The organism is Streptomyces sp. NPDC058001 (genome assembly GCF_042886315.1).
Lineage (GTDB): Bacteria > Actinomycetota > Actinomycetes > Streptomycetales > Streptomycetaceae > Streptomyces.
Map to the genome: position 1 here is coordinate 27,830 of NZ_JBHVQT010000019.1, position 24,718 is coordinate 52,547.

24 protein-coding genes and 3 pseudogenes are annotated in these 24,718 nt (G+C 68.4%); 16 read left to right on the forward strand and 11 right to left on the reverse strand.

The window, feature by feature from the left end; all coding sequences use genetic code 11:
- Positions 1-620: 620 nt before the first annotated feature.
- A complete protein-coding gene (locus tag ACFVT5_RS37695) occupies positions 621-2,099 on the reverse strand; it encodes an MFS transporter (protein WP_389897746.1) in 1,479 nt (492 codons plus the stop codon).
- Positions 2,100-2,679: 580 nt separating this feature from the next.
- Between ACFVT5_RS37695 and ACFVT5_RS37700 the strand changes: the two genes are divergently transcribed.
- The 4 genes from ACFVT5_RS37700 to ACFVT5_RS37715 all read left to right on the forward strand — a co-directional run bounded on the left by ACFVT5_RS37700 (position 2,680) and on the right by ACFVT5_RS37715 (position 6,112).
- Positions 2,680-3,075: a hypothetical protein gene (locus tag ACFVT5_RS37700; protein ID WP_389897749.1), complete on the forward strand. Its 396-nt coding sequence runs from the start codon at positions 2,680-2,682 to the stop codon at positions 3,073-3,075.
- Positions 3,076-3,306: 231 nt separating this feature from the next.
- The gene (locus ACFVT5_RS37705; RefSeq protein WP_389897751.1) at positions 3,307-3,729 is read left to right on the forward strand and encodes a hypothetical protein; all 423 of its coding nucleotides are present in this window, start codon (positions 3,307-3,309) and stop codon (positions 3,727-3,729) included.
- 593 nt (positions 3,730-4,322) lie between these two features.
- Entirely contained in the window at positions 4,323-5,480 is a 1,158-nt protein-coding gene (locus ACFVT5_RS37710; protein ID WP_389897753.1) for a histidine kinase, read from the forward strand.
- The gene (locus tag ACFVT5_RS37715; protein ID WP_389897755.1) at positions 5,468-6,112 is read left to right on the forward strand and encodes a LuxR C-terminal-related transcriptional regulator; all 645 of its coding nucleotides are present in this window, start codon (positions 5,468-5,470) and stop codon (positions 6,110-6,112) included. The genes ACFVT5_RS37710 and ACFVT5_RS37715 overlap by 13 nt, the downstream gene beginning before the upstream one ends.
- Before the next feature lie 31 nt (positions 6,113-6,143).
- Here the strand turns inward: ACFVT5_RS37715 and ACFVT5_RS37720 are convergent, their stop codons facing one another.
- Positions 6,144-6,311 (reverse strand): hypothetical protein, encoded by a 168-nt coding sequence (locus ACFVT5_RS37720; protein ID WP_389897758.1) that lies wholly within the window; start codon positions 6,309-6,311, stop codon positions 6,144-6,146.
- A 234-nt stretch (positions 6,312-6,545) separates the two neighbouring features.
- Positions 6,546-7,589, reverse strand: coding sequence for a zinc-binding dehydrogenase (locus tag ACFVT5_RS37725; RefSeq protein ID WP_389897761.1), 1,044 nt, complete (start codon positions 7,587-7,589; stop codon positions 6,546-6,548).
- Positions 7,590-8,079: 490 nt separating this feature from the next.
- Here ACFVT5_RS37725 and ACFVT5_RS37730 point away from each other — a divergent pair, with 490 nt between their 5' ends.
- From ACFVT5_RS37730 to ACFVT5_RS37740, 3 genes are read left to right on the forward strand one after another with little or no spacing between them, the layout of a single operon-like run.
- Positions 8,080-9,321 (forward strand): cytochrome P450, encoded by a 1,242-nt coding sequence (locus ACFVT5_RS37730; RefSeq protein WP_389897762.1) that lies wholly within the window; start codon positions 8,080-8,082, stop codon positions 9,319-9,321.
- Between the two features lie 42 nt (positions 9,322-9,363).
- Positions 9,364-9,561: a ferredoxin gene (locus tag ACFVT5_RS37735; protein ID WP_389897765.1), complete on the forward strand. Its 198-nt coding sequence runs from the start codon at positions 9,364-9,366 to the stop codon at positions 9,559-9,561.
- Positions 9,558-10,757, forward strand: a complete 1,200-nt coding sequence (locus ACFVT5_RS37740; protein ID WP_389897767.1) for an NAD(P)/FAD-dependent oxidoreductase — start codon at positions 9,558-9,560, stop codon at positions 10,755-10,757. Before ACFVT5_RS37735 ends, ACFVT5_RS37740 begins: the two co-directional genes overlap by 4 nt.
- A gap of 20 nt (positions 10,758-10,777) precedes the next feature.
- Here ACFVT5_RS37740 and ACFVT5_RS37745 read toward each other — a convergent pair.
- Positions 10,778-11,414 (reverse strand): annotated as a pseudogene (locus ACFVT5_RS37745) (dienelactone hydrolase family protein); the annotation flags it as partial.
- Between ACFVT5_RS37745 and ACFVT5_RS37750 the strand changes: the two are divergent.
- Complete coding sequence (locus ACFVT5_RS37750) at positions 11,340-12,239, forward strand: hypothetical protein (protein WP_389898041.1); 900 nt, start codon at positions 11,340-11,342, stop codon at positions 12,237-12,239. The pseudogene ACFVT5_RS37745 and the gene ACFVT5_RS37750 overlap by 75 nt on opposite strands.
- 901 nt (positions 12,240-13,140) lie before the next feature.
- Positions 13,141-14,088 (forward strand): hypothetical protein, encoded by a 948-nt coding sequence (locus tag ACFVT5_RS37755; RefSeq protein WP_389897769.1) that lies wholly within the window; start codon positions 13,141-13,143, stop codon positions 14,086-14,088.
- A gap of 299 nt (positions 14,089-14,387) precedes the next feature.
- Here ACFVT5_RS37755 and ACFVT5_RS37760 read toward each other — a convergent pair.
- Positions 14,388-15,097, reverse strand: a pseudogene (locus tag ACFVT5_RS37760) (NADPH-dependent F420 reductase).
- A 117-nt stretch (positions 15,098-15,214) separates the two neighbouring features.
- On the opposite strand from ACFVT5_RS37760, the gene ACFVT5_RS37765 reads away from it, so the two are divergent.
- A complete protein-coding gene (locus ACFVT5_RS37765; protein WP_389897772.1) occupies positions 15,215-15,847 on the forward strand; it encodes a TetR family transcriptional regulator in 633 nt (210 codons plus the stop codon).
- 187 nt (positions 15,848-16,034) lie between these two features.
- Here the strand turns inward: ACFVT5_RS37765 and ACFVT5_RS37770 are convergent, their stop codons facing one another.
- Positions 16,035-16,388, reverse strand: a complete 354-nt coding sequence (locus ACFVT5_RS37770; RefSeq protein ID WP_389897775.1) for a hypothetical protein — start codon at positions 16,386-16,388, stop codon at positions 16,035-16,037.
- 732 nt (positions 16,389-17,120) lie between these two features.
- Here ACFVT5_RS37770 and ACFVT5_RS37775 point away from each other — a divergent pair.
- Positions 17,121-17,306: a hypothetical protein gene (locus ACFVT5_RS37775; protein WP_389897777.1), complete on the forward strand. Its 186-nt coding sequence runs from the start codon at positions 17,121-17,123 to the stop codon at positions 17,304-17,306.
- Positions 17,307-17,405: 99 nt separating this feature from the next.
- On the opposite strand, the gene ACFVT5_RS37780 is transcribed toward ACFVT5_RS37775, so the two are convergent.
- Positions 17,406-17,861: a hypothetical protein gene (locus ACFVT5_RS37780; protein WP_389897779.1), complete on the reverse strand. Its 456-nt coding sequence runs from the start codon at positions 17,859-17,861 to the stop codon at positions 17,406-17,408.
- Between the two features lie 16 nt (positions 17,862-17,877).
- Here ACFVT5_RS37780 and ACFVT5_RS37785 point away from each other — a divergent pair, with 16 nt between their 5' ends.
- Together ACFVT5_RS37785 and ACFVT5_RS37790 are read left to right on the forward strand one after the other, a co-directional pair.
- A complete protein-coding gene (locus ACFVT5_RS37785; protein WP_389897782.1) occupies positions 17,878-18,138 on the forward strand; it encodes a hypothetical protein in 261 nt (86 codons plus the stop codon).
- A 99-nt stretch (positions 18,139-18,237) separates the two neighbouring features.
- Positions 18,238-18,552 (forward strand): annotated as a pseudogene (locus ACFVT5_RS37790) (hypothetical protein); the annotation flags it as partial.
- Here ACFVT5_RS37790 and ACFVT5_RS37795 read toward each other — a convergent pair.
- A complete protein-coding gene (locus ACFVT5_RS37795; RefSeq protein ID WP_389897785.1) occupies positions 18,452-19,312 on the reverse strand; it encodes a CHAT domain-containing protein in 861 nt (286 codons plus the stop codon). The pseudogene ACFVT5_RS37790 and the gene ACFVT5_RS37795 sit on opposite strands and share 101 nt — an antisense overlap.
- A gap of 874 nt (positions 19,313-20,186) precedes the next feature.
- Positions 20,187-20,519: a hypothetical protein gene (locus tag ACFVT5_RS37800; RefSeq protein WP_389897787.1), complete on the reverse strand. Its 333-nt coding sequence runs from the start codon at positions 20,517-20,519 to the stop codon at positions 20,187-20,189.
- 776 nt (positions 20,520-21,295) lie between these two features.
- On the opposite strand from ACFVT5_RS37800, the gene ACFVT5_RS37805 reads away from it, so the two are divergent.
- A complete protein-coding gene (locus ACFVT5_RS37805; protein ID WP_389897789.1) occupies positions 21,296-21,703 on the forward strand; it encodes an RHS repeat-associated core domain-containing protein in 408 nt (135 codons plus the stop codon).
- 1,025 nt (positions 21,704-22,728) lie between these two features.
- Here ACFVT5_RS37805 and ACFVT5_RS37810 read toward each other — a convergent pair.
- A protein-coding gene (locus ACFVT5_RS37810; protein ID WP_389897791.1) for an IS5 family transposase occupies positions 22,729-23,546 on the reverse strand; the annotation gives its coding sequence in 2 pieces (ribosomal slippage) (positions 22,729-23,204 and positions 23,204-23,546; 819 coding nt in all).
- Between the two features lie 45 nt (positions 23,547-23,591).
- Positions 23,592-24,176: a DinB family protein gene (locus tag ACFVT5_RS37815; RefSeq protein WP_389897794.1), complete on the reverse strand. Its 585-nt coding sequence runs from the start codon at positions 24,174-24,176 to the stop codon at positions 23,592-23,594.
- A gap of 5 nt (positions 24,177-24,181) precedes the next feature.
- On the opposite strand from ACFVT5_RS37815, the gene ACFVT5_RS37820 reads away from it, so the two are divergent.
- Together ACFVT5_RS37820 and ACFVT5_RS37825 are read left to right on the forward strand one after the other, a co-directional pair.
- Entirely contained in the window at positions 24,182-24,310 is a 129-nt protein-coding gene (locus tag ACFVT5_RS37820) for a hypothetical protein (protein WP_389897796.1), read from the forward strand.
- A gap of 33 nt (positions 24,311-24,343) precedes the next feature.
- The gene (locus tag ACFVT5_RS37825) at positions 24,344-24,706 is read left to right on the forward strand and encodes a hypothetical protein (RefSeq protein ID WP_389897798.1); all 363 of its coding nucleotides are present in this window, start codon (positions 24,344-24,346) and stop codon (positions 24,704-24,706) included.
- Positions 24,707-24,718: the final 12 nt, after the last annotated feature.

The window sequence follows — 24,718 nt, forward strand, 5'->3', positions numbered from 1 at the left end:
CCCCGGCCGGGGGCGGGGCCGCCCCCCACTCCGGGGGGGGGGGGGGGGCCCCCCGCCCCCCCCCCCCCGCCACTCGCTGTCCCCCTGGCGCCGGTGCCAGCCTGCGGCCAGCGGTTCGCTGACGTAGAGTCCGGTCGCTCCCGCCAGGCGGGCCGCGGGGGCGACGGCGACGCCGATCGAGCCGCCCCGACCGCCAGGACTTTGTCGCCCGGCCGCACTCCCGCCCGGTTCACGGCGTGCAGACCGATGGCCAGCGGCACTGACCAGGGCTCTCGCCGTCGAATGAGCAGACCGCCAGGTGCGCGGCAACGCCCTCGCGCCGGGCTACTTCCCTACGGACCTCAGCTCCGGGCTGCTGGCTGGCCGCTGGGACGAGCGGATCGTCAGCGGCACCCCGGTGGGCCGGGTGGGAGACCCGGAGGAACTGGGTGCCTCCCGCGGTGTTCCTCGCCTCGGAAGCCTCCCGTTTCGTCACCGGGACGACGCTCACCGTGGACGGCGGGTGGTCGCCGGATACGTCGTCGCCTCGTGTCCGGCGCCCGACAGGCGGCTGGGCCCGGAGCGAGTTCCGGGCCCAGCCAACTGGTCGCGACGGTGTCCGACGTGCCGCGCTGTGGGGCTTACGCCTTGACCGCCGTCTCCGCGGGCCGGGCTTGTTCGACCGGCGAGTGGCCGGCCGGGGTGGCGCGTCGGCCGGGCAGGAAGGCGGCGAGGAGGAAGGCCAGGACGGCCGCTCCGGCGCCGATCGCCATGACGACCTTGAAGCCGTTCTCGGACGGCAGGGCGGCCGAGCCGAAGCTGGTGGTCATCTGGGCGAGAACGACGCCGGCGACGGCGCTGGCGATCGACGTACCGATCGAACGCATCAGGGTGTTGAGGCTGTTGGCGGCGGCCGTCTCGGACGGGGGCACGGCGCCCATGATGAGGGCGGGCATGGCACCGTAGGCGAAGCCGACACCGGCGCCGATGACACAGGAGACCAGGACGAGGTGCCAGATCTCGGACATCAGGACGATGTTCAGGGCGTAGCCTGCGGCGACGATGACGGCGCCCAGCATCAGGGTGATCTTGGGGCCCCGGGTCTTGGAGATGGCGGCGGACAGCGGGGCCATCGCCATCATCACCAGACCTTGCGGAGCCATGACCAGGCCGACGGTCAGCATGGACCTGCCGAGGCCGTAGCCGGTTTGCTCGGGCAGTTGGAGCAGCTGCGGCAGCACCAGTGACATCGCGAACATCGAGAAGCCGAACGCCACCGACGCGAGGTTCGTGAACAGCACCTGACGGCGTGCGGTGGTGCGCAGATCGACCAGAGGCTGTGTGGTGCGCAGCTCGTACACGCCCCACACCAGCAGGACGAGGGCGGCGGTGGCGAGCAGGCCGAGGGTCGGACCGCTCGTCCAGCCCCAGTCGGCGCCCTTGGAGATGGCGAGCAGCAGGGAGACCAGCGCGACCGACAGGCCGAGCGAACCGAGGAGGTCGAAGCGACCGCCTGTGCGCGTCTTCGACTCCGGCACGTTCGTCAGGACGAGCGCGAGGGCGCCGACGCCGAGCGCGGCCGAGGTCCAGAACAGGACGTGCCAGTCGAAGTGGTCGGCGATGAAGGCGGCGGAGGGCAGGCCCAGGGCGCCGCCGACGCCGAGCGATGCGCTCATCAGGGCGGTGGAGCCGGCGAGCCGCTCGGGAGGCAGTTCGTCGCGCATGATGCTGATGCCGATCGGGACGACGGCGGCCGCCAGGCCCTGGAGGGCACGGCCGACGATCATCGGGACCAGCGCCTCACTCAGGGCGCAGACGAGCGAACCGGCCACCAGCAGCATCAAGCTGATCAGCAGCACACGGCGCTTGCCGAACATGTCACCGAGGCGACCGGCGACCGGTGTGGCCACGGCGGCGGCGAGCAGTGTGGCGGTGACCGCCCAGGCCGCGTTCGACGCGGAGGCGTCGAGGTACTTCGGCAGCTCGGGGACGATCGGGATGACCAGGGTCTGCATCAGCGAGACGACGATTCCGGCGAGGGCCAGCACCGCCACCACGGCGTTCGGCCGCGGCGGGGCTGATCCCCCCGCGACGGCGGATCGGGGAAGGGCGTCGGACATGGAGGGGCCTCCGTCGGAACGAGCGTGCAATGTGCTTGACTCACTCAACGGTAGGCAGATTGATTGACTTAAGCAAGTTAAAATCTGGTAACCAGCCGCCCGAACGAGGGGCGGGCGGTCTGCCGCTGGGCGCGCCCACCTCGCCCCGACGGCTCCCACCGGCGGGCGCCCCCTGCGAGTACGCGGCCCGGCTCGTCGCTGCAGACAGCACGCCCGTGCCCAGCGGGTTCGTACAGACGGCCTTCACGGCGCACCGGACGTCGGTCCACCGCATTCGCCTCTGTCGGCGGTGACCGGTCGGCGGATCAGGTACAGGTGCGAGGCCGTGAAGGAGGCGCCGGCACGGAACGCGTCGGTGTTCTGGGCGGGGTCGAGCCAGAGCCCAGAGTTGACGCGGTGGCACAGGCAGCGGCCAAGGTGGCGTCGCCTGGCTGGGGCCTGATGGTGTAGCCGGCTACACCATGGGTTTGGGAGGCCGGTCCCTCGTGGCGATGGGCGGGCGACGGAATCGTGGTCCTCAGAGATCGCAACAGATCGCACATCGCAGTGCGCCCCGCCTCGCCACCCGAAGGACAGCTCTATGAAGTCGCCGCTCGCCCCCCTGAAGTCATTCGTCGCCAACCTGCTGCTCTGGTCGTTCTTCGTGGGTGGGCTCGCCGCGAGTTCCGCGTCCGGCGCCGTCCTCGACGGCACGGCGAAGGACGTGGCCACCTACGCCGGTATCGCCGTCTCGCTCGTGGCGGGCTCGCGCATCGCGAAGAAGCCGAGGATCAACGCTTTCCTGTCGACGCCGTCGGTGTTGTGGTTCCTGTTCCTGTTCAACGGCGGTGTGGCCGTGGTCTGTTACTTCACGATGGACGGAGCGAAGGGGATCATGGCCGCCGTCGGGATGGGCCTGGTCTCACTGGGTGCGGCGGGCGGCCTCGTCGCGAACCGCCGGAAGCGGGCCGCCGCAGTGGAGCAGCACTGGGCCTGACCCTCCGGGCAGCGGCTTGCCGGGACACGGGCCGGCCCGGACCCGCCGCGCTCGTGTCGCGTGTGCGTTCCGAGCACCGCCCATCCGGTCGGCTCCGGATTTCCCTCCTGGTCACTGCGTGCCCGAGTCGCGAACCCGCAGTGCCCCGCCCAGCCGACGGTCCGAGGAAGTACGGCATGCGACTCGGCTGTCCCCCTCTCTCCCGAACCGGCCCCAGGAAAGGCCCCCTCCATGCCCGCGAACCGCCGCCCCGGCCGTCGTAACACCGCCGTCGCCACCGCCGTTGCCGCCGTCGTACTGACCGCCGGACTCACCACCGGCTGCGACGAAGTAAACGGCTCGGAAGTTAACAGATCGCTGGACTGCCTCCACAACGCAGGCACGACCGCCGACAGCCTCAAGACGATCCATGAGGCCGGCCTGGACGCGGCGAACGACCCCACGCGGACCGAGGAGTCCATCGGCACCATCGAGAAGAACCTCGACAAGATCGATGACGGGACGGACGACGACAAGGTCCGAAAGGCCATCGCCGACCTCAAGGCCGCGATCGCGGACTACAACAAGGCCATCCTGAACGGCGACACCGACCCGGACTCCAGCGAGATCGACGCCGCGGCCGACGCGCTGAGGGACGTCTGCACGCCGCATTGACACCGGGGCGAACCCCGGTACGGATGGCGTTTCTGTCAGCCTGGACGACCCAGGGGCGGTGGCCTCGTACGACCCGGGCACAAGCCCCGTCAGCGGGGCCACCTCGGTGCGATGGTGGACGCGAACGGCGATGGGCATCGTCCAGCGCCGCTTCCACCCGCTGTGGCAGTGCCCCGGACACGGAACCCGTGAAGGGGCTGGGCGTTCGTCGCGGCACCGCCCTCCGCCCATGGACAGGACCCCCACGGTGATCGGCAGCTTGCAGGGGCGTTTCCGCAGCCACCCCCGCACCGCCAGCGCGGCCGTCGCCGCCGCGGTCTTCGCCTGTTCCCCACCCCCGGCTGGCCTGGCCGCCCCGTTCCGGCCCGGCGGACTCACCGTCACCCTCACCTCCAGGGAGGACCACGGCTGCTCCCCACCGCGGCGGACCTCACGGCGTACCGGATCGTGTCGTCACGGTACTGCCGCTGTGCCCGTTTCCCCGCGAAGAGTCTTCGGCAAAGGAGACCACCACAACATGAATCCCGGTGCGCCGTCGGCCCGTCCTCTCCCACACGATCACGTCCCTTCACCCAGCCCGTAGCCTTGTCACCATGGGCAGGACGATCCGGCAGGCAGCGCGGGCCACGCTTCATCTGGTCATGGCCGCGGCGCTGACCTTCGGCCTGTACCTGTTCGTCACCGTGCTGCTGATCACGGTCATCGGCACGCTCGCGGTGGTCGGGGCGTGGATGCTGCCCGAGACGGTGCAGTTGATCCGTCGGATCGCCGGCGCGAAACGCGGTCTCACGGCCGCCTGGACCGGTCGGCGGATCCCCGAGGCGTACCAGCCGATCACCGGCACTCTGCGCGAGCGCCTGCGTACAGCCGTCCGCGACCCGGGCACTCTCACAGACCTTCGCTGGATGGCCGCCTCCTACGTCTACGGCACCATGGTGTTCCTGGCGCTGCCGCTGTGGCCGTTGGGCCTGGTCGTCGACAGCGTGTGGTGCGGTGTGCTGCGCCGCGGGGCGGTCGTCCTGCCGCTGATCACCCGCCTCGCCGACGTGGAGGCCGACTGGTCCCAGGCCCTGCTTAGGCCCTCCCCCCAGGCGCTGCTGGCCGCCCGCGTCAAGGAGCTGGCCGCCACCCGGGCGGACGCGATCGCCGCGCACGGCGCCGAGCTGCGCCGCATCGAGCGGGACCTGCACGACGGGGCACAGGCACGGCTGGTGGCGCTGTCCATGCGGATCGGGCTCGCGGGGCGGGCGCTCGACCACGACCCGGATGCCGTGCGCAGGCTGCTGGCCGACGCGCAGGACCAGGCCGAGCAGGCGCTGACCGAGCTGCGGCACGTGGTACGCGGCATCCACCCGCCGATCCTCACCGACCGCGGGCTCGTGGGGGCCGTACGGGCGCTGGGCGCGAGCAGCGGGCTGGAGGTGAGCGTGCGCGTGGACGGCCTGGAGGCCGACGGGGTGCGCGCTCCCGCGTCGGTCGAGGCCGCCGCCTACTTCGCGGTGGCCGAGGCACTCACCAACGCCGCCAAGCACAGCGGGAGCAGGCAGGCGTCCGTCACTCTGGAACGGCGCCGCACCGGAATGCGGGCGGTTGTGCGCGACGAGGGCAAGGGGGGTGCGGACGACTCCGGCCACGGTTCCGGGCTGCTGGGCATCTGCCGCCGGGTCGCCGCGCTGGACGGGACGGTGACCGTGTCCAGCCCTGTGGGGGGACCGACCGTGATCGAAGTGGAGCTGCCGTGCGTGTGGTGATCGCCGAGGACAACGCCCTGCTCAGAGAGGGGCTCGTGCTGCTGCTGACGTCTGCCGGGCACGAGGTGGCAGCCGTCGTCGGCACCGGCCCGGAGATTCTGCCCTCGCTCCTCGACCACCGCCCGGACGCGGCCGTACTGGACGTGCGGATGCCCCCGCACTTCCGCGACGAGGGCCTGCGCGCGGCGCTGGAGGCCCGCAAGGAGATCCCCGGCCTGCCGGTCCTCGTCCTCTCGCAGTACGTCGAGGAGTCGTACGCCGCCGAGCTGCTGGGCGGCGGCGCGAGCGGCGTCGGCTACCTGCTCAAGGACCGGGTCGGGCGGGTCGACGAGTTCCTCGACGCCCTCGACCGGGTCGCCTCCGGCGGTACCGCCCTCGACCCCGAGGTCGTCGGCGAACTCCTCACCCGCCGCCGCGACTCGCCCCTGGACTCACTCACCCCGCGCGAACGCGAGGTGCTGGAGCTGATGGCCGAGGGCCATGACAACACGACCATCGCCAAGACGCTCGTCGTCACGGAACGGTCGGTCAGCAAACACATCGGCAACGTGTTCCTGAAGCTCGGCCTGCCGCCCAGCGATAGCGGACATCGCCGGGTGCTTGCCGTGCTCGCCTATCTGAACAGCCGGTAGGCGTCGGGACCCCCGGCTGCCCGACCACCGCTCACAGCGACGCGTCGAGGGTACGCAGTACGGCATCCGCCATTCCGCCTTCGCCCCGTTCGTTGGGGTGGACCGGGGCCGCCGGGCCGCGCGGGACGAGAGGCTCGATCCAGCGGGTGGCCTCGGCCGAGCAGGCGTCGTGGCCCTCGGAGGGGGCGTACGTTTCCACGTAGCCGACTCCGGCGGCCCTCGCGCGTGCCGGAGCATGGCGTTGAGCTGGTGCTCCTATTCGCGCGGGAAGGCCACGTCGCCGGGTGCCCTTCGATCGACGGTGCGTAGTGGTGATCCGCACCGGGCCAAAGGGCCCTTGCTCGTACTTCTGGGCACAGGTCGGTTCCCTGGGAAGGGACGGCGGTGGCGCCCACTGCCGTCCCGGAAGCCCTACGGCTGCTGCGCCGCTCCGCTACTCGTCGAGGGTGACGACGACCTTCTCGGCCGCGCCCGGCGTCAGTGCGAGCTCGAAGGCCCGTTCGACGTCTGAGAGCGGGACGCGGTGGCTGATCAGTCTGGCGAACCGCTCCTGGTGCTCCACGAGTTCGGGGGTGACCTCGAAGATCTCGGTCGGGTAGCCCTGGGAGGCGACCAGGGTGAGCTCGCTGCGCAGCATGCCGCCCAGGTCGATCTCGGAGCCCTTCTTCTGCATTGCCACCATGACCAGCTTCGCGCCCCACTTGGCGGAGGCGACGACGGTGTTGAAGACGGCCGCGGCACCGGCCGCGTCGATGTAGATGTCGGTGCCCGGCCGGGGCTGGCCGAGCGCGTTGGCACTCTGCCCGTGCAGTTCGGTCAGGCGCGAAGTCACGTCCTCCTCGGCAGAGTTGATGACGGCGTCCGCCCCGACGGCCAGTGCCTTCTCCAACCGGGAGGGGATGACGTCGGCGACGACCACGTGCCGCACGGCGCGCAGCTTGAGCCAGATAGCCGCGCCGAGCCCGATCGGGCCGGCGCCGAAGACGACGACCTTGTCGGTCGGCCCGGCCTCGGTGCGGTTGACGCAGTGCCGGGCGACGGCCATGGGCTCGTTCAGCGAGGCGACGTCGAAGGGCACGGTGTCGGGGAAGACGGCCACGCTCTGGCCGACCTCGGCGTTCTCTATGAGCAGGTACTCACTCATCCCGCCGTACTCGCCACCGCAGCCGATGATGCCGGTCGGGGCGTCCTGCGGGTTGACCACCACCCGGTCACCGACCTTGAGGCCGCTGACCTCGGCACCGACCTCGACGACCTCACCGGCCGGCTCGTGGCCCAGCGGCACCGGGAGCATCTCCCCGCCCAGATGCGCCTGGGCGGGCATGCCGCCCATGTGCAGGAAGGTCACGTCGGTGCCGCAGATTCCGCAGGCCCGGATCCGCACCAGCGCGTCACGAGGACCGGGTGCGGGGCGCTCGGTCTCCACGACATCGACTTCGTTCACGGCGCCGGTACGGACGGACTTCATCAAGGGCATGGGAACGCTCACTTTCCGGTGGTGGGCGGCATAGGGACGAGGCCGGTGCCGAACTGCTCCGGCCCCGCTGCCGCGACGTGCTTCCACGGTCGCGACCTTCCCCTGGCGCCGCGAGGTACCGAGCCCCCGAATCAGTGGTGTAGCGGGCTACACCATGCCCCTGCCCTCCGTGGAGTGCCCACCGCTCGTCGGTCGGGCGGGCGCCCTGTCGGCCGGGGCCCGGCGTCGCGGTGGGATCAGCGGGTTCATGGGGTCCTGTTCCGGCCAACAGCGCTGATTCCTGGGTCGATTGACCAGGGGAACGCGGGCGGACGAGAAGCCCGCTCAACCCGTGGTGGAGGGGACTACACCACGGGTTCGGGAGCGTGCTCCCTCGTGACGGCCGACCGGTGCGGGGATCGTTGACGGCAGGCCGAGCCCTTCGACCGCTTCAAATCCGGATCCCAGCACTCCGTTTCGGCCGGAGCCCCCCACGTACTGAGGAGATGCCATGACCGATGTCCTGTCCTGCCCCGTCACCGGCGCGACCGAGCCGCTGCCGGAGTATCCGCTGCCGCGCGCGGCCCAGTGCCCGCTGGCTCCCGCCCCGGCCGCACAGCGGCTGCAGGCCGAGAAGCCGCTCGCGAAGGTACGGATCTGGAACGGCACCACGCCCTGGCTGGTCACCCGGGATGCCGACCAGCGGGCCCTGCTGCCCGACCCCCGCGTCAGTGACGACGACCTCGACCCCGGCTTCCCCTACGTGAACGCGCACCGCGCGGAGATCGCACAGGTGACCCCGCGCCTGGTCACGAACACGGACGCGCCGGTCCACACCCGGCTGCGGCGGACCGTCAACGGTCCCTTCATGGTCAAGCGGATCGAGACGATGCGGGCGCCGATCCAGAAGATCGTCGACGACCTGATCGACGACATGCTGGCGGGCCCGAACCCCGCCGACCTGCTCACGGCGTTCGCACTGCCGGTGCCGTCCCTGGTGATCGCCGAGCTGCTCGGGGTGCCGTACAAGGACCACGACTTCTTCCAGCGCAGCAGCAGCCTGGTGCTGGACAGTTCGGTGGCGCCGGAGGACGCCCGGAGGGTCAGCGGTGAGCTGACCGCGTATCTGGACAACCTGCTCACGCGGAAGACGACCGACCCGGGCGAGGACGTGCTGTCGGAGATGGCCGGCCGGGTCAAGGCCGGCGAGATGACGCACACCGAGGCCGTCCACATGGGCGTGGCGATGCTGATCGCCGGTCACGAGACCACCGCGACGATGATCAGCCTCGGCACCCTCGCCCTGCTTCAGCACCCCGACCAGCTCGCCCTGGTGCGGGAGACCGACGACCCGAAGCTGATCGCGAACGCGGTGGACGAGGTACTGCGCTACCTGACCATCGTCCAGACCGGTGTGCGCAGGGTCGCCAAGGACGACATCGAGATCGGCGACGTCGTCATCCGCAAGGGCGAAGGCATCATCTTCGACCTGCACACGGCGAACTGGGACCCGGAGGTGTTCCCAGAGGCCGAGCGGCTGGACATCACCCGCCCGGCCCGTATCCACCAGGCGTTCGGCTACGGCCCCCACCAGTGCCTGGGCCAGAACCTGGCCCGTCTGGAGCTCCGGGTCGTCTACAGCACCCTCTATCGCCGCGTCCCCACGCTGCGGCTGGCCGCCGACATCGCGGACCTGGAATTCGACCACACCGGGACCACCTACGGCGTGCACAGCCTGCCGGTGGCCTGGTGACCTCATCCCCCACGAGAACCGAGAAGGACGAAGGTGACAACCATGCTTGTGGAACTGGACGTACCGAAGTGCGTGGCCTCGGGGCAGTGCGTGATGGCAGCCCCTGACGTCTTCGCCCAGCGGGACGACGACGGCGTCGCGATCCTGCTGGAGGAGCACCCCGCCGACGACATCCTGGACGGAGTGCGCGAGGCCGTGGCCATCTGCCCGGCTGCGGCGATCCGGCTGGTGGAGCAGTGAAGCGCATCGTGGTCGTCGGCGCGTCCGCCGCCGGGCTCGCGGCGGCCGAGACCCTGCGCCGGGATGCCTACGACGGCACCCTCACCCTGGTCGGCGACGAGCCGCACGCCCCGTACGACCGTCCCCCGCTGTCCAAGCAGATCCTCTCGGGCGAGTGGAGCACCAAACAGCTACCGCTGCGCCCGTACGCCGACCTCGACGCCCTGGACCTCGACCTGCGGCTCGGAGCGGCGGCTACGGGGTTGGACTTGACGGACCGTACGGTGCGTCTGGCCGACGGGTCGCGCCTGCCGTACGACGGACTGATCGTGGCCGCCGGGGTACGACCCCGGCGGCTGCCCGGCGAGGGCGCGCACGTCCTGCGCACCCTGGACGACGCCCTCGCCCTGCGCGACCGGCTCGGTCCGGGCAGCCGTCTGGTCGTGGTGGGCGCCGGGTTCCTCGGCGCCGAGGCCGCCGCCGTTGCCTGGCGCCTGGGTGCCCACGTCACGCTACTCGAACCCGCCCCTGTCCCACTGGCCCACGCGGTCGGCACCGAGGTCGGCCGGGTGCTCTCCCAGGCCCACCTCGATCGCGGGGTGGAGCTGCGCACCGGCGTCACCGTGACCGAGGTGACCCAGGACGGGGTGCGGCTCGCGGGCGGCGAGGTGGTCGTCGCCGACGAGGTCCTCATCGCCATCGGCTCGCTGCCCAACATCGAGTGGCTGGCGGACAGCGGGCTGACCGTCGGTGACGGAGTGGTCTGCGACCAGTACTGCGAAGCCGCCGAGGGCGTGTACGCGGCCGGCGACGTCGCCCGCTGGTACAACCCGCTGTTCGGGACGTCGATGCGGATCGAGCACCGCACGAACGCCGCCGAACAGGGCATAGCCGCCGCCCGCAACCTGCTCGCCGCTCCCGAGGCGCGCAAACCGTTCGCGCCGGTGCCGTACTTCTGGTCCGACCAGTACGACATGAAGATCCAGGCATACGGCTACCTGCGCGGCCACGACGAGGTGAGGGTCGTGGACGGCGGCCTCGCCGAGCGTCGGTTCGTGGCCGCCTACCGCACCGGCGAGACGCTGACCGGCGCCCTCTCGGTCGGCATGCCGCCCAAGGCCATCCGCGCCTGGCGGCAGGCCATCGCGGGCGGTGCGGCCTGGGACGAGGCAGTACCGGCAGGGACACCGGCCGCCGACACCACCAAGGTGGCCTGACCCGGTCGGCAATCGTCGGCGTTGTGCATGACAGTGTAGGCCTGGGTGAAGCCGTGCTGGGCGCCGGCGTAGACCTCGGTGCGGTGACGGACGCCCGCGGCGGTGAGGGCCTGTCGAGACGGGCGATCTGCTCGGGCGGTTGGTGGCGTCCTGGTCGGCGTGGCCGATGTAGAACTCGGCGGCGATGCGGTCGGCCAGCAGGTGGGGGCTGTCCGGGGCGTCGGTCGCGAGGTACGCCCCGTGGAAGCCGGCCAGGACGGCGACGCGCTCCGGGTGGGCGCCGGCGGTGCGCAGCGCGAGGCCGGCACCCATGCAGTAGCCGGTGACGCCCACGGGACCGTCGGTGGTGAGCGCGGAAGCGGCCGGCCAGTCCAGGTAGGCGACTGCGTCCCACATCGCCCCCGTGGGGGCGAGGGTCCGCGCCGCCGGACCCAGGCTCCGGATGATCTCTGGGCACTCGGCGGGGTTGATGAACTCGGGCAGCGACGACGACGGGGGCGCGGCCGTAACGGTGGGAGACGTTGGGGACCAGGATCGTGTAACCGGCCGACGCCTAGCTAGACGGTCCGCCATCGACTTCAGGTGCGGGCACAGTCCCAAGGCGTCCGTGTAGAGCAGGACGCCGGGGCGCGGGACGCCGTCGTCGGGGTGGGACAGGTAGGCGGCGGCGGTTCCGTCGTGCGTGGAGAGGGCAAGTGGGGGCACGCTGGCCGCACCTACCGGAGCATCGCCCGCTACTGGCATGTCGTGGACCCGATCGTCAAGGGGTGGCTCGCGGACGGCATCGAGAGCCTGCGCGAGATCACTCAGGACGACGTCAAGCGGGCCATCGCCACTCGCAAGGGGACGCCGGCCCGATCGATCCACATCGTCTTGCGGAACGTCTTTCGGGCCCTTCGGCAGGAAGGCGTGATCTTCCGTGATCCCACCCGCGGCCTCGTCTTCGCGGGAATCAACAAGACCCCGCCTTCCGTGCCCTCGGATCGACTGGCTGGCGTCCTCAGTCACGCGCGGAACGACTTCCAGCGCTTCGTGATGTTGCTGGTCTGCGTCCACGCGCTCAGCGGCACAGACATGCGCCACCTACTACTCGCCGACCTCGACCTGTCCCGTGAGCGCCTCATCGTCCGGCGCCCCGGCAAACGCCACATCATCTACCTGGACGAACTCACCTACCGTTGCGCCTCCGCGTGGCTCCGTGAACGTCACCGCCGCTGGCCGGTGACCACCAACCCGCATCTGCTGATCAACCGATGGACTGCTGTAGACACCACTCGCTCGCCCATCGGCACCACGTTCACCGCCATCTTCCGGCCCACCGGACTCACGATGCCGACGCTGCGGCAGGACCGGATCCGCGACGAGGCGTTCGAGGTCGACGACCCGCTTCACCTGATGCGCCTGTTCGGCATCTCCTCTCACACCGCGATGTGGTACATCACCGCAGCCCACCCCGAACGCACTGCGAAGCTCCCGCGATGAGGCGAGCAACGGTGCAGGGGCTCAAGTTTCGTCCTCGGGTTCGAGCTCCTCGAACTCCGGAAAGCACCGTTTTTCTTCCGCCGGCGGACCTCCCGGATGTGAGTTGCGTGTTCGCTGCACGCGGGGTAATGGCTCCTGGAACACTAGGTGCGCCGGTTCGACAGGACGGAGCGGGGGACGTGGGATGGCAACTTGCCGTTGCATATGGTGCCGTGGGCGGCGGTCTTGTCGAGATCGTTGTGATCTTCGGATGCCTGGTGGACTGGCAAGAGGCCCGGCGTCGCGTACGGCGCGCTCGTCGTAGGCGCCGGACGCCTGCCCTAACGGAGTACATGGATCCAGTAGCCGACTCCTTGGTGGCGGCGACCCGGATCTTCCTGGGCGGTCTCGCCGGTTGGGTCTTCCACAGCCAGGTCACAGGAGCTGCGGCCGCCGTCGCCGTTGGAGCTGCAGCACCCGCGCTCCCACGTCAGTTGGCGACTGCTCGCGCTCTGCGGGCGGTTGTCACGGGGGATACTTCAATCGGAAACCAGATCCGCGGAACGGAGCAACTCCCAACTGATGGGTCACACGGGGAGGAAGACAGCGCATGAAGGGAGGTGTCGCTGGTCGCTATTGGAACTCCCTGACCGAAGCTGGCAGTGTCAAGCGTGGCGAGCGAGCGCCCGTGCCACGGGCTTGGCGGGGGCATCCGTTGTGGCGCCGCTACATTGCTTCCCTCCTCGACGTCCCCCTTCGGCCGTTGGGCTCTGCTTCTGGGCCAGAGCGGGATGAGTTGCCGAAACCTCCATCAGAACCAGCTGCGGTAGCCGACGAGAGGCGAGACCCCCTTCCCCCCACTGCCATCGTTGACGCCCCCGACACAGAGACCCTTCAAGTCGACCCCCCGGAGAGTCCCTTCATGCGGTGGCGTGGCAACGTCCGCGTTGGCGCGCGGTACGCGCAGCGGGAGGCGGCCGAGCGCAGACAGCGGGCCGAGGAGCGCCGTGCTCGGGAGCTCCGGCGGGGCGCCGAGCGGGCCCGGCTGGCCCGGGAGGCGGACGCCCGCCGGGAGCGCGCCCGTGCCGAAGTCGCCCGCAGGGAAGCCGAGTTGGCGGCCCGTAGGTCGGCCGAGCGCGGTGCCCGCCTAGACCAGGCGGGGGCGGAGCAGTCCCGCGCCGACGCGCGCGGTCTCGAAGAGGTGCGGGAGCTGATCGCCGAGGCCGAGCAGGCGGTCCTGGAGTCGGCTCTCGCCGAGGCTGCCGAACGGCTTGACGTCGTACGCCCGGCGGCCGAGGACGTGGTGGCCACCGCCGCCGATCTCGGCGACCCGGGCCTCGCCGACGAGACCAAGGACGTCCTGCGCGCCGCCACCGAGGCACTGACCGCGCGCTCGGCGACCGGGGCGATCGAAGCGGTCGCCGTCCTGGAAGGCCGGCTGCCCGATGCCGAACGTCGGCTGGACGAGTTGGAGTTGGCCTACCAGCGGCGCCTGGACCTGGTGGAGGCGCTCCGGGACGCCATAACCGGGGAGGGGTTCGCCTTCGAGGGCGGTGAGGACCAGGGTGGCAGTTTCCGGCTGCACTTCACGCGGCCGACCGGGGCGACGTGCGAGACGACGGTCGCCACCGAGGACGACGGCACACTCATCCTCGTCTACTACGTGGAGGGCGAGCCGGACGTCTCCCTGTACGACCACCGGGACGAGACGGTGTGCGACACCACCGAGGCACTGCTGGAGCGAGTGCACGAGGCGCTGGGTGGCGACGACGGCTTCGTGGTGGGTGAGGTCGCCTGGGACGGCAAACCGCCGTGCCAGCGCGCCAAGCCGCTGCCCCGCGGTACCCACGGGACGTGGACGGCGCCATGAGCACGTCCGACTTCGCCGAGGGCGAGGACGGCACGAGGCCCGTCACCGCCGACGGGAGGAGGCGAGCGACATAGATGCGGCACTGCGTTCCCTGGAACGCGCCCGCACCATGTTCAGTGCCCCCGGTGACGCATGATTCACCCCCCCAACCCGTACGCAAGGCCCTTAGGAGTCACGGACTCCCGTGCGGGTTCCCGCCCCCTGGGTTCCAGGATTCTTGGAACCCGCGCGCCTTCGGGGGTGGGGATGTCGAGGGACGATCCGTGCACGACGACGGTCATGGGTCCTTCTTCGTCGGCTCAGCCGTTGGAGATGGCCGTGCGAGAGCCGCCCGCGGGACCCCGGACGGCCGTGTCGGTCAGTTCCCTGACCCGGGCGGCGGGGACCGGAACGCCGGGGGCCTCGAAGAACCAGCGCCGCGCCTCCTCCTCGCCCATTCCCTCGGGCCGCCGCGCCATGTACGGCAGGACGTACACCGGGGTGCCCGGCTCGCCGCGCCAGCTATCGGTGAGGGTGCCGATGTCGACCGCGTCGTAGCCGAGCACGTCCAGCAGCCGGGTGACGTCCGCCTTGGCGGTCGGGTCGTCACCGGCGAGGGGAAGGGCGCTGCGGTCGGGGGCGCCGGCGGGGCGGGCGCTGGTCGACAGGCGGCGGAAGTCGATGTTGTTGAACGCCTTCACCACCCGGGAGTCGGCCAGGTGCCGCCGCACCAGCTCGCATAGTTCATCGTGTCGATGACGGTCCTGCCCGCCAGGGCCGCGGCGGGGAGCCGGCCGTAGGCGTTCAGCGGGATGGTGGCCACCACCAGGTCGCCCGCCCGCGCGGCCTCTTCAGGAGCGGCCGCGCGGGCGCGGGGACCGAGTTCGGCGACAAGGTCGGCGAGGGTCTCGGGGCCGCGGGAGTTGCTCAGGACGACGTCCAGGCCGGCGGCGACGGCCAGGCGGGCCAGTGCACCGCCGATCATGCCGCTGCCGATGAGTCCGAGGGTCCGGGTGGCCCCCGGTGTCATGCCCCTAGCCTTGGCGAGCGAAGCTGAATCCCAATATCCGATCTGAAACTGAGTGTCAGACTAGCTATTGAGATCCACTCTTGCAAGTCAGGGTCGATCGGGCGGTAGGATCGCGGGGTGAGTGGAGCAGCACGTACGAACACGAGGGGCATCGCGCGAGCCGCCGTACGGGCCGAACTGGCCCAGGTGGCCTTCGAGCTGTTCCGCCACGAGGGCTTCGACAGGGTCACTCTCGACGACCTGGCCGCAGCCGCCGGGGTGTCCCGCAGCACCTTCCTGCGCTACTTCGGCACCAAGGAGGATGTCGTCCTCAGCGCCTTCGACGCCAAGGGCGACCGCGTCACCGCCGCCCTGCGTGCCCGCCCGGCCGGCGAGGACGACTGGACGGCCCTGAGACGCGCGCTGGACACCGCCATCGAGACGTACCGCCAGGACCCGACCGACGCCCTGGCGCTGACCCGCCTCGTCCGTGATACCCCCGCCCTGTGCGCACGGCAGTTGGAGAAGCAGCACGGCTGGCGCCCCCTCCTGGCACACGCCCTCGCCGGGCGAAGCGGGATGGGGGTCCCCCCGGCCGAAGGCTGGGGGGGTACCGGCTCCGCCGAGGCCCCGACGCTCGCCCAGTGGGTACGGGCCGCCGCGGCGCTGGACTGCCTCAACGTCGCCGTCGACCACTGGACCGCCTCCGACGGTCGGCTCGACCTCGTCGCCCTGCTCGACGAAGCCTTCGCCGCGCTCACACCGCACTGACCGCGAAGGGGCGGCAACGCGCTCGACCCGCCGGGGCTCACCAACGTGGCCCACATAGCTCGGCGGTGGCCTGGAACATGCTCCTGTCCTTGCCGGGCGGGGCGCCCTCTTGACCGCCCCCTCAGAGACCATCTCGTGCCCGAACTCCGACTTTCAGCGAAGGCTCAGGCCCTTCGACGGATGCCTGTCAGCATCCCCCAGACATCCAGGAGATCTGGTCCTGGACCCAACGGTTGCGGGCGTCGTCCTCGCGTGCCTGGTGGTTGAGGTGGTTGTGCTCCCGAGTCCATGTGCGGTGCTCGTGAAGGTCGCGGGCCCAGGGGCCTCGGTCGGTGTTGCAGCTGTCCCAGTTCACGTTCTGGAAGGTGCGGTCCTGGTGGTGACGGTCCGCAGACTGAACGGAGCGGGAGACGGGTGCGGAGGCCGTGCTGTGTTCGACCGTCGCTGCTGAGGCGAAGCCCCCGGCGGCGAAGAGTCCGGCCGCTGCGATGGCCGCGGTGGTAACTGCGAGGGAAACTCGGCGCGCAATCTTCTGGGACATGATCTTATCTCCTTGCTGGTCCTGCGCGGGTGTCGGGTGGGTTCCAGTGGGTGTGGAACTTCAGGTGCGATCTGTCATCCACGATCGCGTGCCACGCTTGCCGCGACGAGGGATTGAGCTCCCGAATGCGTGGTGTAGTCCTGTACACCATCTGCGGACCACAGCGACCGCCGACTCGCCGTCATCGAAACGCGGCCCGGTCGGAAGGTCCTGCATGGGCCGCAGGGCCCGACGCTGCCGACTGGCCTGCCGTGGGGTGCCGGTCGCGGGTCCCGTCAATGCTGTCGCGCTGTGCATGGCAGCGGCCCCTGCGACGGTGCATCGCCGGACGGGGCCGTAGCATCAACCCAGGAGTATCGCGGCAAAGCGGGCTATGCCGTCGGTATCTGTCTTCCGGAACGCTGTTGTCGGTGCGAGGCGGGCTCAACGTACACGTGAGAGCCCACCGGGTCCGAAGATCCGGCGACCGGGGAGCAACCATGCGCAAAAACCTCAGGACGACAGTCGTGGTTCGGCGCCACCGCACTGCTCGTAACTGTCGGAACTGTTGGGTCAGCCTCTGCCTCCGCAGTGTGGCAGCCGCCCACCCACGTCCTGGTAGTCGACTGCTCCTCACAGCCACAAGTACGTCCGCAGACCATCCTGGCCTGCGGAAACGCGAACAACCGTCTGACCTCGCTGCGATGGACCCAATGGGGCCCGGCGTCCGCAGTCGGGCGGGGGGTAAACGAGGTGAACGACTGTCAGCCCTCCTGCGCCCTGGGCAAGTTCCGCTCCTACCCCGTCAACGTGAAGCTGGATCGCCCCGAGCGCTGGAACAAGCACCCCGAGCAGCAGCGCTACACCCGGGTGCACCTCGTCTACACCGACGGCACACCCCCAGACACTCAGCGAAGTGTGACGTACCCGCTCTATTGACCGTTCCCTGGAGCGCGGCACTCGTCACCTACGGGGCAGGCCGTTGGTCACGGGGGTGAGGGGGCGGCCCGTCGGACGCCCCCTCACCCCCGCGGTGGGTCAGACCGCCTGACCCACCGCGACCTCGTCGAGGCGCTTGCTCTTCGGGATCAGGAAGACGAGCACCGCGCCGACGGCGCGACATCCGACGACCAGCCAGAGCCCGTTCGTGAAGCCGGCGTCCAGGTAGAACTGGGTGCCGTGCAGGATCTTCCCGTTCTGGGCCATGACGACGAACGCCAGTTGGGAGACGGCGATCTGGGCGACGCCCTGCGCGAGGGTCTGCGCACCGTTGGCCAGGGCCTGTTCCTCGGGGGTGACCACCTCGATGACCATGATGGGTATGACGGCGAGGACCATGCCCGCGCCCAGGCCCATCTCGGTGATCTGCGCGACGCTGTGGTGGAGTTGCGTGCCGATGCCGCACCCGAGGACCGTGAACGCGGAGCCGGTGCCCAGCAGGATCCGGGCGTCCACGCGGCGGGCGAGTATGCCGGTGCCGACCGCGGCGCTCAACCTTGGCCTAGCGTTTGTGCTCAGAGGGCAGCACACCGGCCGGGCGGACGACCTGGATGAGGCCGTCCAGGTGCTGACCGAGGCACTCACAGCGTCCCGGAACGCGGAGCAGAACGCCGCGATACGCGGAGCCCTGGGCAACGCGCAGCGCGCGCGCTTCACCCTGCCCGGCGGAGATCCGGCCGAGTTGGAGACGGCGATCACGAACCTCTCCCCCCACGGCCGACACGCGGGATGCAGCCGGACCGTGTCCGGGCCCGGTAGTCAAGATCAGTAGCGTCCACGGCCACGCACCATAGCGCTTGCCCCTGACACGTTGCCGACACCACCGGCGGTTTCGAATACAGCACAGTTGGAATGACGCTCCCCGCCAGTCGGCGCCTCCGCCTGGACCGCGGCCCGTCGCGATGCCTACGCCAACGACCTCGGCCAAGCGTCCAGCCTGGTCGCTGTCACCGCCCGGTCCAACCGGTCAAAAGCCGACCAGGACCCCGCCGAATGGCTTCCCCCGGCCGCTGGCGCGCTGTGCTGCTTCAGTTCGAGAAGGCTGTTCACCAAGGTGAGGACCGCGCCTGCGACGAGGACCATACTCACGGGGTCCGCAACACGGCCCCGGTCAAGTCGTTCGGCGTCCAGGGCTTTGAGCCTGTCGACGACCGCATCAAGCCGTCGTCGTCGGATGTGTAGATGACCAGTTCGACTTCTCTGCGATCGGTCACTGCATGCTTCCCCCTGTCATGGCGCGCCGATGTAGCTGAAGGCGGCCCAGTCCTCCACACCTCGTTCAGACCGCAGCCCGTTCTGGGCTCGCGCGCCGCGGTCTGTGCCGGCGTTCCCTGACGGACAGCTGAGTGGAACAGCTTCATGAAGGCGAGCACCGTCCGGTCGTACACGGGCCGGCGTGACGCGGCGATGCCCCGTGCGCCGATCCGCAGGAGCGCGCCCACCAGCCCTGCGGCGTCGCTGAGCGGACCGCCCCCTGTCGGTGCGGAGGAACATGCGGAGAGTACGACCACGGTTGACTGCGGCAGCCGTACCTCCAGCAGATCGGAGGCCGTCACGCGTTGGCTGTCGATCTGCGGGTCCGCCGTGAGGTGGAGCGCTGAGTTCCAGGAATCCTGTCTGTCGAATGTGCCATGGCCTGCGAAGTGGATCAGATCCCATCGGTCGGCGAGTCTCGCAAGTACTCTCTCCTGGCGGCGAAACTGGTGTCGAGAACGGTGAAGTTGCTGCCCCAGGTCTCCCGCAGCAGCTCGGCCTCCTCGACTGCGGACGGCAGGTCTGCTCTGCCGCGGAGACCCGCTTTGAGGCCCCGGCGATGGGGACGATCTTCCCTTCCCGGAGACGAGGCGGGAAGATCGAGGCCCCCAGACGGAACCAGGAGCGCCCAAACCGGCCTTGCGGGAGACATCGCCGCCCGAACCCGGCCCCGGCCGACGCGTAGCTCGCAATGCACCGTTCGGCCGGGCGATGAAGACCTGGATAATCCCGCACGATGCGATAGATAACGGGAGTAACCTCCGATGAATAGAATGCCTGTTCTGGTACGCAGCTCGATCACGTTCTTCCTTCTCGGGTTGATTCCCATTGGGTTCTATATAGCCTTGTGGATTGAAGATGGTATTCGTAGCCCAGCGTTCCTGGAAACCTCATCCTTCTTTCTGGGATTTGCCTGGGTCTTGCTGATTCGGTACCTCATGAAAAGACGGCATTTGTTTGACCGCGACGGAAGTGCGAATTGCTCAGCCAGGTACAGATGAAACGCTCTCTATAGCAGATCGTAAGAGCGGCGCTTGAACACGTCGAAACCCGTCGGGTTTGTCTATGGTCTCGCATCGGTGACGCGACGTAGTGCCCGTGCCGACGTGTCTGCGAAAGAACCAGGAAAGGCGCATCACGATTCACAGGGCTGGGGATGTGGCAGTTCAACGGCTTGCTGCGGGTGACGGTGGCTGGGGACAACCGTCCCGGTGGAGGTCAGCCGTGGCGCCCGGCGCTGTCGGGCCAGATGCTGCTGATGTCGTTCCATAACGGACGAACCGAGTATCTTACTCGACCTTCATGGCGGGCGAGCAGCAAGTAGATATTCAGCCAATATATTTCATGGCAGAATCTCCGCAACGCAACGCCAACCAAGAGCTTCATTAAAGGATAAGCAAACATTTCACTAGCGTCGAAAGTCCGACAAGAGTTACAAAGCGGGCACGTTGAAATCCTCCAAGGCTCGCGAATAACCTAAATTCGGGCATACTGCTGAAATTGGCTGCGTCATGACGGTGGGATCGTTATATCCCCGTGACGGCGAAGCCCATGTAATGTTGGGGTCTACGCGGGAAGATCACTGGCTGTTGCGGAGTCGCAACAGAACAGCGAGGAAACACGTGTCATTTCTTTTTCGAAGATCCACGCGGCACAGACCCGCAGGCAGTGAGCAGCCGTTTCTGGCGCAATCATCCACGCGTCGCCTGCTGCGACGCTCACGCTGCTGATGGTCATCGAGGCTGCCTTGGTCATCGATGCAACGGGCGGTGCGGTCGCGCTGTCACGTGACACCCAGGCTTCAAGTAGCAGGCCCAAGGACTTGGGCCCCGCCACGGCGGATTCGATAGCAGCCGCCCGGCTGAAGGCGAAAATCCAGAAGCGCCGGATCGAGGCCACGGACGTAAGCACGGAGACGTCGACGACCTACCTCAACCCTGATGGCACGGTCACCGCGCAGGCGTACGCCGGCCCGATCCGGTTCAGGGGTGACGACGGCGAGTGGCACAGTGTCGATCCTTCGCTGGAGCAGGCCGATGACGGTTCGATCAGGGCCAAGGGACATCCCAACGGGCTGACTCTGGCGGGCAAACATGCCGCTCCCAAGGGCCTGAAGGCCGCCGGCACGAAGAGCGCAGCGGCTGCCGTTCCACTGGTGACGGTGAAGGACCGTGCGGGCCGCCGGATCGAGCTGGGTTGGTACGGCGCGCTGGCCGAGCCGAGTATCGAGGGGACCGAGGACACGGTCGCCCGGTACAAGGACGCTCTGCCGGAGACCGATCTGCTGATTGAGTCCACGCGCACTGGCTGTGAGCAGTTCCTTGAACTCAAGGAGCGTTCCGCCGTCGACGCCAACGGCCAGGTGACCTACAGCCTGACAGCCAAGGGGCTGACGGCGAAGGCGCATGCCGACGGATCGGTCACCTTCACCGATGGCAAGGGCAAGACCGCGGGGGTCCTGCCCTCACCCGTGATGTGGGACTCACGCACGGACAAGAACTCGGGCGAGCACACCCATACCGCGAAGGTGAAGGTGACGGTCGCCCAGGACGGCGACGCCATCACGATCGCCCTGACCCCGGACGCCGCGTTCCTGGCCGACACGGCGACCCAGTTCCCGGTCACTATCGACCCGTCCGTCAACGTCGGCGAAGGCTCCGACCGGCGCCCTCCTTATGGGCATACGTCTCTACGACACCAGCACCGGACGCTTCCTCTCCACCGACCCCGTTGCGGGCGGAAACGCCAACGCCTACGACTACTGCGGAGCAGAACCCGTCGGCTGCACCGATCTGTGGTCACCGTTCTACTACGCCTCCATAAAGTTCAACAAAAGGGAGACGCTGTGGATGGCGGGGAGCTCCTCAAGTGCATCGGGTCTGTTGTCACTCATCAAGGACTACGGCCCTCTCAAGGCAGTGCCGTTCAAACACGTCATCGCTCTCCTCAGATTTGTCGCCTGGTACATAGCCAGGGTCTCGTGGTACGCGACGTTGCGGGGAAAATGCACGAAGGTGTTCGCCGGAGCCACTAGGACTGCTACCTGGTTGGGCGTATGGAACGCGTATGCCGTTAAATGCTGAGGTGGACAGCGAAACCGAAGGAGAGTAAGTGAAAGTCAAACTCGCGGCGTATCAGGTGGCAGGAGAAGCCATCATGGCGATAGCCCTGTGCGGCATGGCCATATGGCTGGCAACGGCTGGACACATCATATTCTCCATAGTGTTCGCGTTCGGAAGTCTGACCTACATTCTCGACATCACGCGTAGGGCCAGAAAGCGGTCACGAGCATAACCGAAAATGGGCCCCAGTTAATAAATTCCCGGGCCCATTTCCCCTCAAGTCACAATCATTAAAGGTAGAACCCGGTGATCCAGTCGACTGCCTGCAGTCGATGGCGCTACTCCGGCTCCGCCGATGCCCGGCATGTGGGCTCACAGTGGACCGGCAGGGTCAGGAGAGATCGGGACGACCTACGTTTCAGAGAATGTACTCATGCGACGGCACCGCCGAAATCAATCCGAAGATCCATCTGTCTCGCCGACGCGAGAGGACGCAATCCCGATCAGCGCCCTCGAACTAGTCACTCTCGTCAGAGTGCTTGAGCATGCTCATGCCCAATTGGCGAGATTGAGTGATGCCGACCAAGAAACGATCAGGAGCGCCAGTGGCGTAACTCTAATACCGTCACTTTATTCCAGGGCCGGATTGGCCTTAAGTCGACATTGCGGCATTTTCCCTCTGCTTACTCGCGAGGTCGGGATTCTTGAAGTCGCCGTCATAAATCTGGAGTCGTACGCGGGGAACGAGGTCGTCCTGTGCCATGGATATCAACTACTGCACCAGTTCGCGGGGCGTGGAAATGACATTTTCCCGCTGCTTCTCATGCACGGAATCTTGACCTTTGATTGCCGCACCGACGGCCAGTCTGATGGCTCGATAACTTCACTCGCGCCCGGCGGCGGTGACCCTGAACTCGCCTGCTGATTATGGGTGCAGTCCGTCTCTTTCGAGTCGCCATGAGGAATTACCGAGGTTGAACTCGTGGAGTCGTAAAGGCTGACGGCCCTCGGTCCGTACGGTGTGACTGGTCCATTCAGAGGGTGTCTCACGTGGCGAGTTTCGCGAGCTTCTTGTAGCAGGTCAGGGCGGCGGCCAGGCCGAGGAAGGCGAGGAAGTGTGAGCCCTTTCGTTCGTATCGGACGGTGAGGCGGCGGTAGCCGAAGAGCCAGGCGATCGACCGTTCGATCTTCCAGCGGTGCCGACCGAGGCGTTCGCCGGACTCGATGCCGGGCCGCGCGATGCGCGCGACGGGCCCGCGCTCGCGCAGCCAGGCCAGGTGTTCGGCGGAGAAGTACGCCTTGTCCGCGCGGAGTTTGACGGGTCGGCGTCGCCGTGGTCCCCGGCGGGACCGGACGGCGGGTATGCCGCGGATGAGCGGCTTGAGGGCGAGGCTGTCGTGCATGTTCGCGCCGGACACGGCGACGGCGAGCGGGATGCCCTGGGCATCGGACAGTACGTGCAGCTTGCTGCCCTTCTTGCCGCGATCGACCGGGTTCGGCCCGATCAGCGATCCCCCCTTTTGGCGCGAACGGAGGCCGCGTCGACGATCGCCGAGGTCCAGTCCACCTCGCCCCGGGCCCCGAGTTCGTCCAGCACCGCTCGGTGCAGCCGACGCCACGGGCCGGCCTTGGTCCATACCGTGAAGCGGCGATGCGTGGTGGCGGGCGACGTGCCGAATGTCGGCGGCAGATGCCGCCAGGCACAGCCGCTGGTCAGCGCGTACACCACTGCCGTGAACACGGCCCGCTCGTCACACGGAGCGGTCCCACCACCTTGCGGACGAGCAGCGAATGACGGCAGCAACGGGGTGGCCAGCTCCCGGAGCTCATCAGGAACCAGACGCTTCGATAGATCAGCACCCACGACCGGCATCGTGCCGCACGAACATCACGTCACGTGAGACAACCTCTAAGCCTTGATTGGTGCGGCCGACCTGGCGGCCTGCTCGATCTTCGCGCAGTAGGCTGCACGGGCTTCCTCGTCGATCTGCTTCTCGTGTTCGGGGCGCATCCCGGTCCGGCCGTCGAGGCTCTCGCGCAGGATATCGGCGTGCCCGGCATGCCGGTTGGACTCGCCGAGGACGTGGACCATGACGGCGAACAGGTTCGTGTTGGGATAGGGCTCCGGCCACCACGGCACGTGGCCGGGGGCGTCGAGGGGAAGCTCGTTGATCGTCGCGTCCGAGTGTTCCCACGTGTGCCGGTAGAACCCGATGATCTGATCGCGGGTCTCGTCGTCGGTCGCCCACAGATCGCTGCCGTTGTGGTCCTGCCACCGGGGCAGCGGTTCCGGGGAAGGGCGGTCGAAGACCTCGCCGAAGTACCTGGCCTCGATGTTGGCCACGTGTTTGACCAGGCCGAGGAGGTTGGTCCCGGTCGCCGTCAAAGGTCGGCGGGCGTCGTATTCGGACAAGCCGTCGAGTTTCCAGAGCAGCGCCTTGCGGTCCCGCCGCAGTCTCCCGTGCAGGTTGTCTTTCGCGAAATCATCGATCATGCGGCATGAGCCTGCCATGGGCCGCTCGTGGTCTCAAGATCCCGTACATGGTCCGCAACGACTGGCAGAGCCGAGACCTGGCCATGGCCGCCGCCCTGACCTGCTACAAGAAGCTCGCGAAACTCGCCACGTGAGACAACTTCTTTAAGCGCAAAAACCTGGCAGCTTTGGTCGGGGCCCTGACACTGGGTGCCACCATCGCCATGGCGACTCCAGCATCGGCTGAAGGGAGCTGGAGCAGCTACATATCCGGCTGGAGCGGGGGTGAGGAGTCGCGCCGGTGGCAGGATTCCCACAACGACTCGGCGAGCACGACTGTTCAGTTCTCGGGCTGTAATTTCCATGGCGGCAGCGTTGTCGCGCTGGATCTCGCGAGAGTGCAGGACTTGCTTCCCGACGTGAGCTACGGAACGAAGAACAACACCTGCAACACCGTCTCGTGGGGTGAAGTCAAGACCAGTGGCCGTTACTACTTCACCTACCTGAGTACCCACAGTCTTGACGTATCGGATGTCATCACCCGCTACTGACCTGGTATCGGA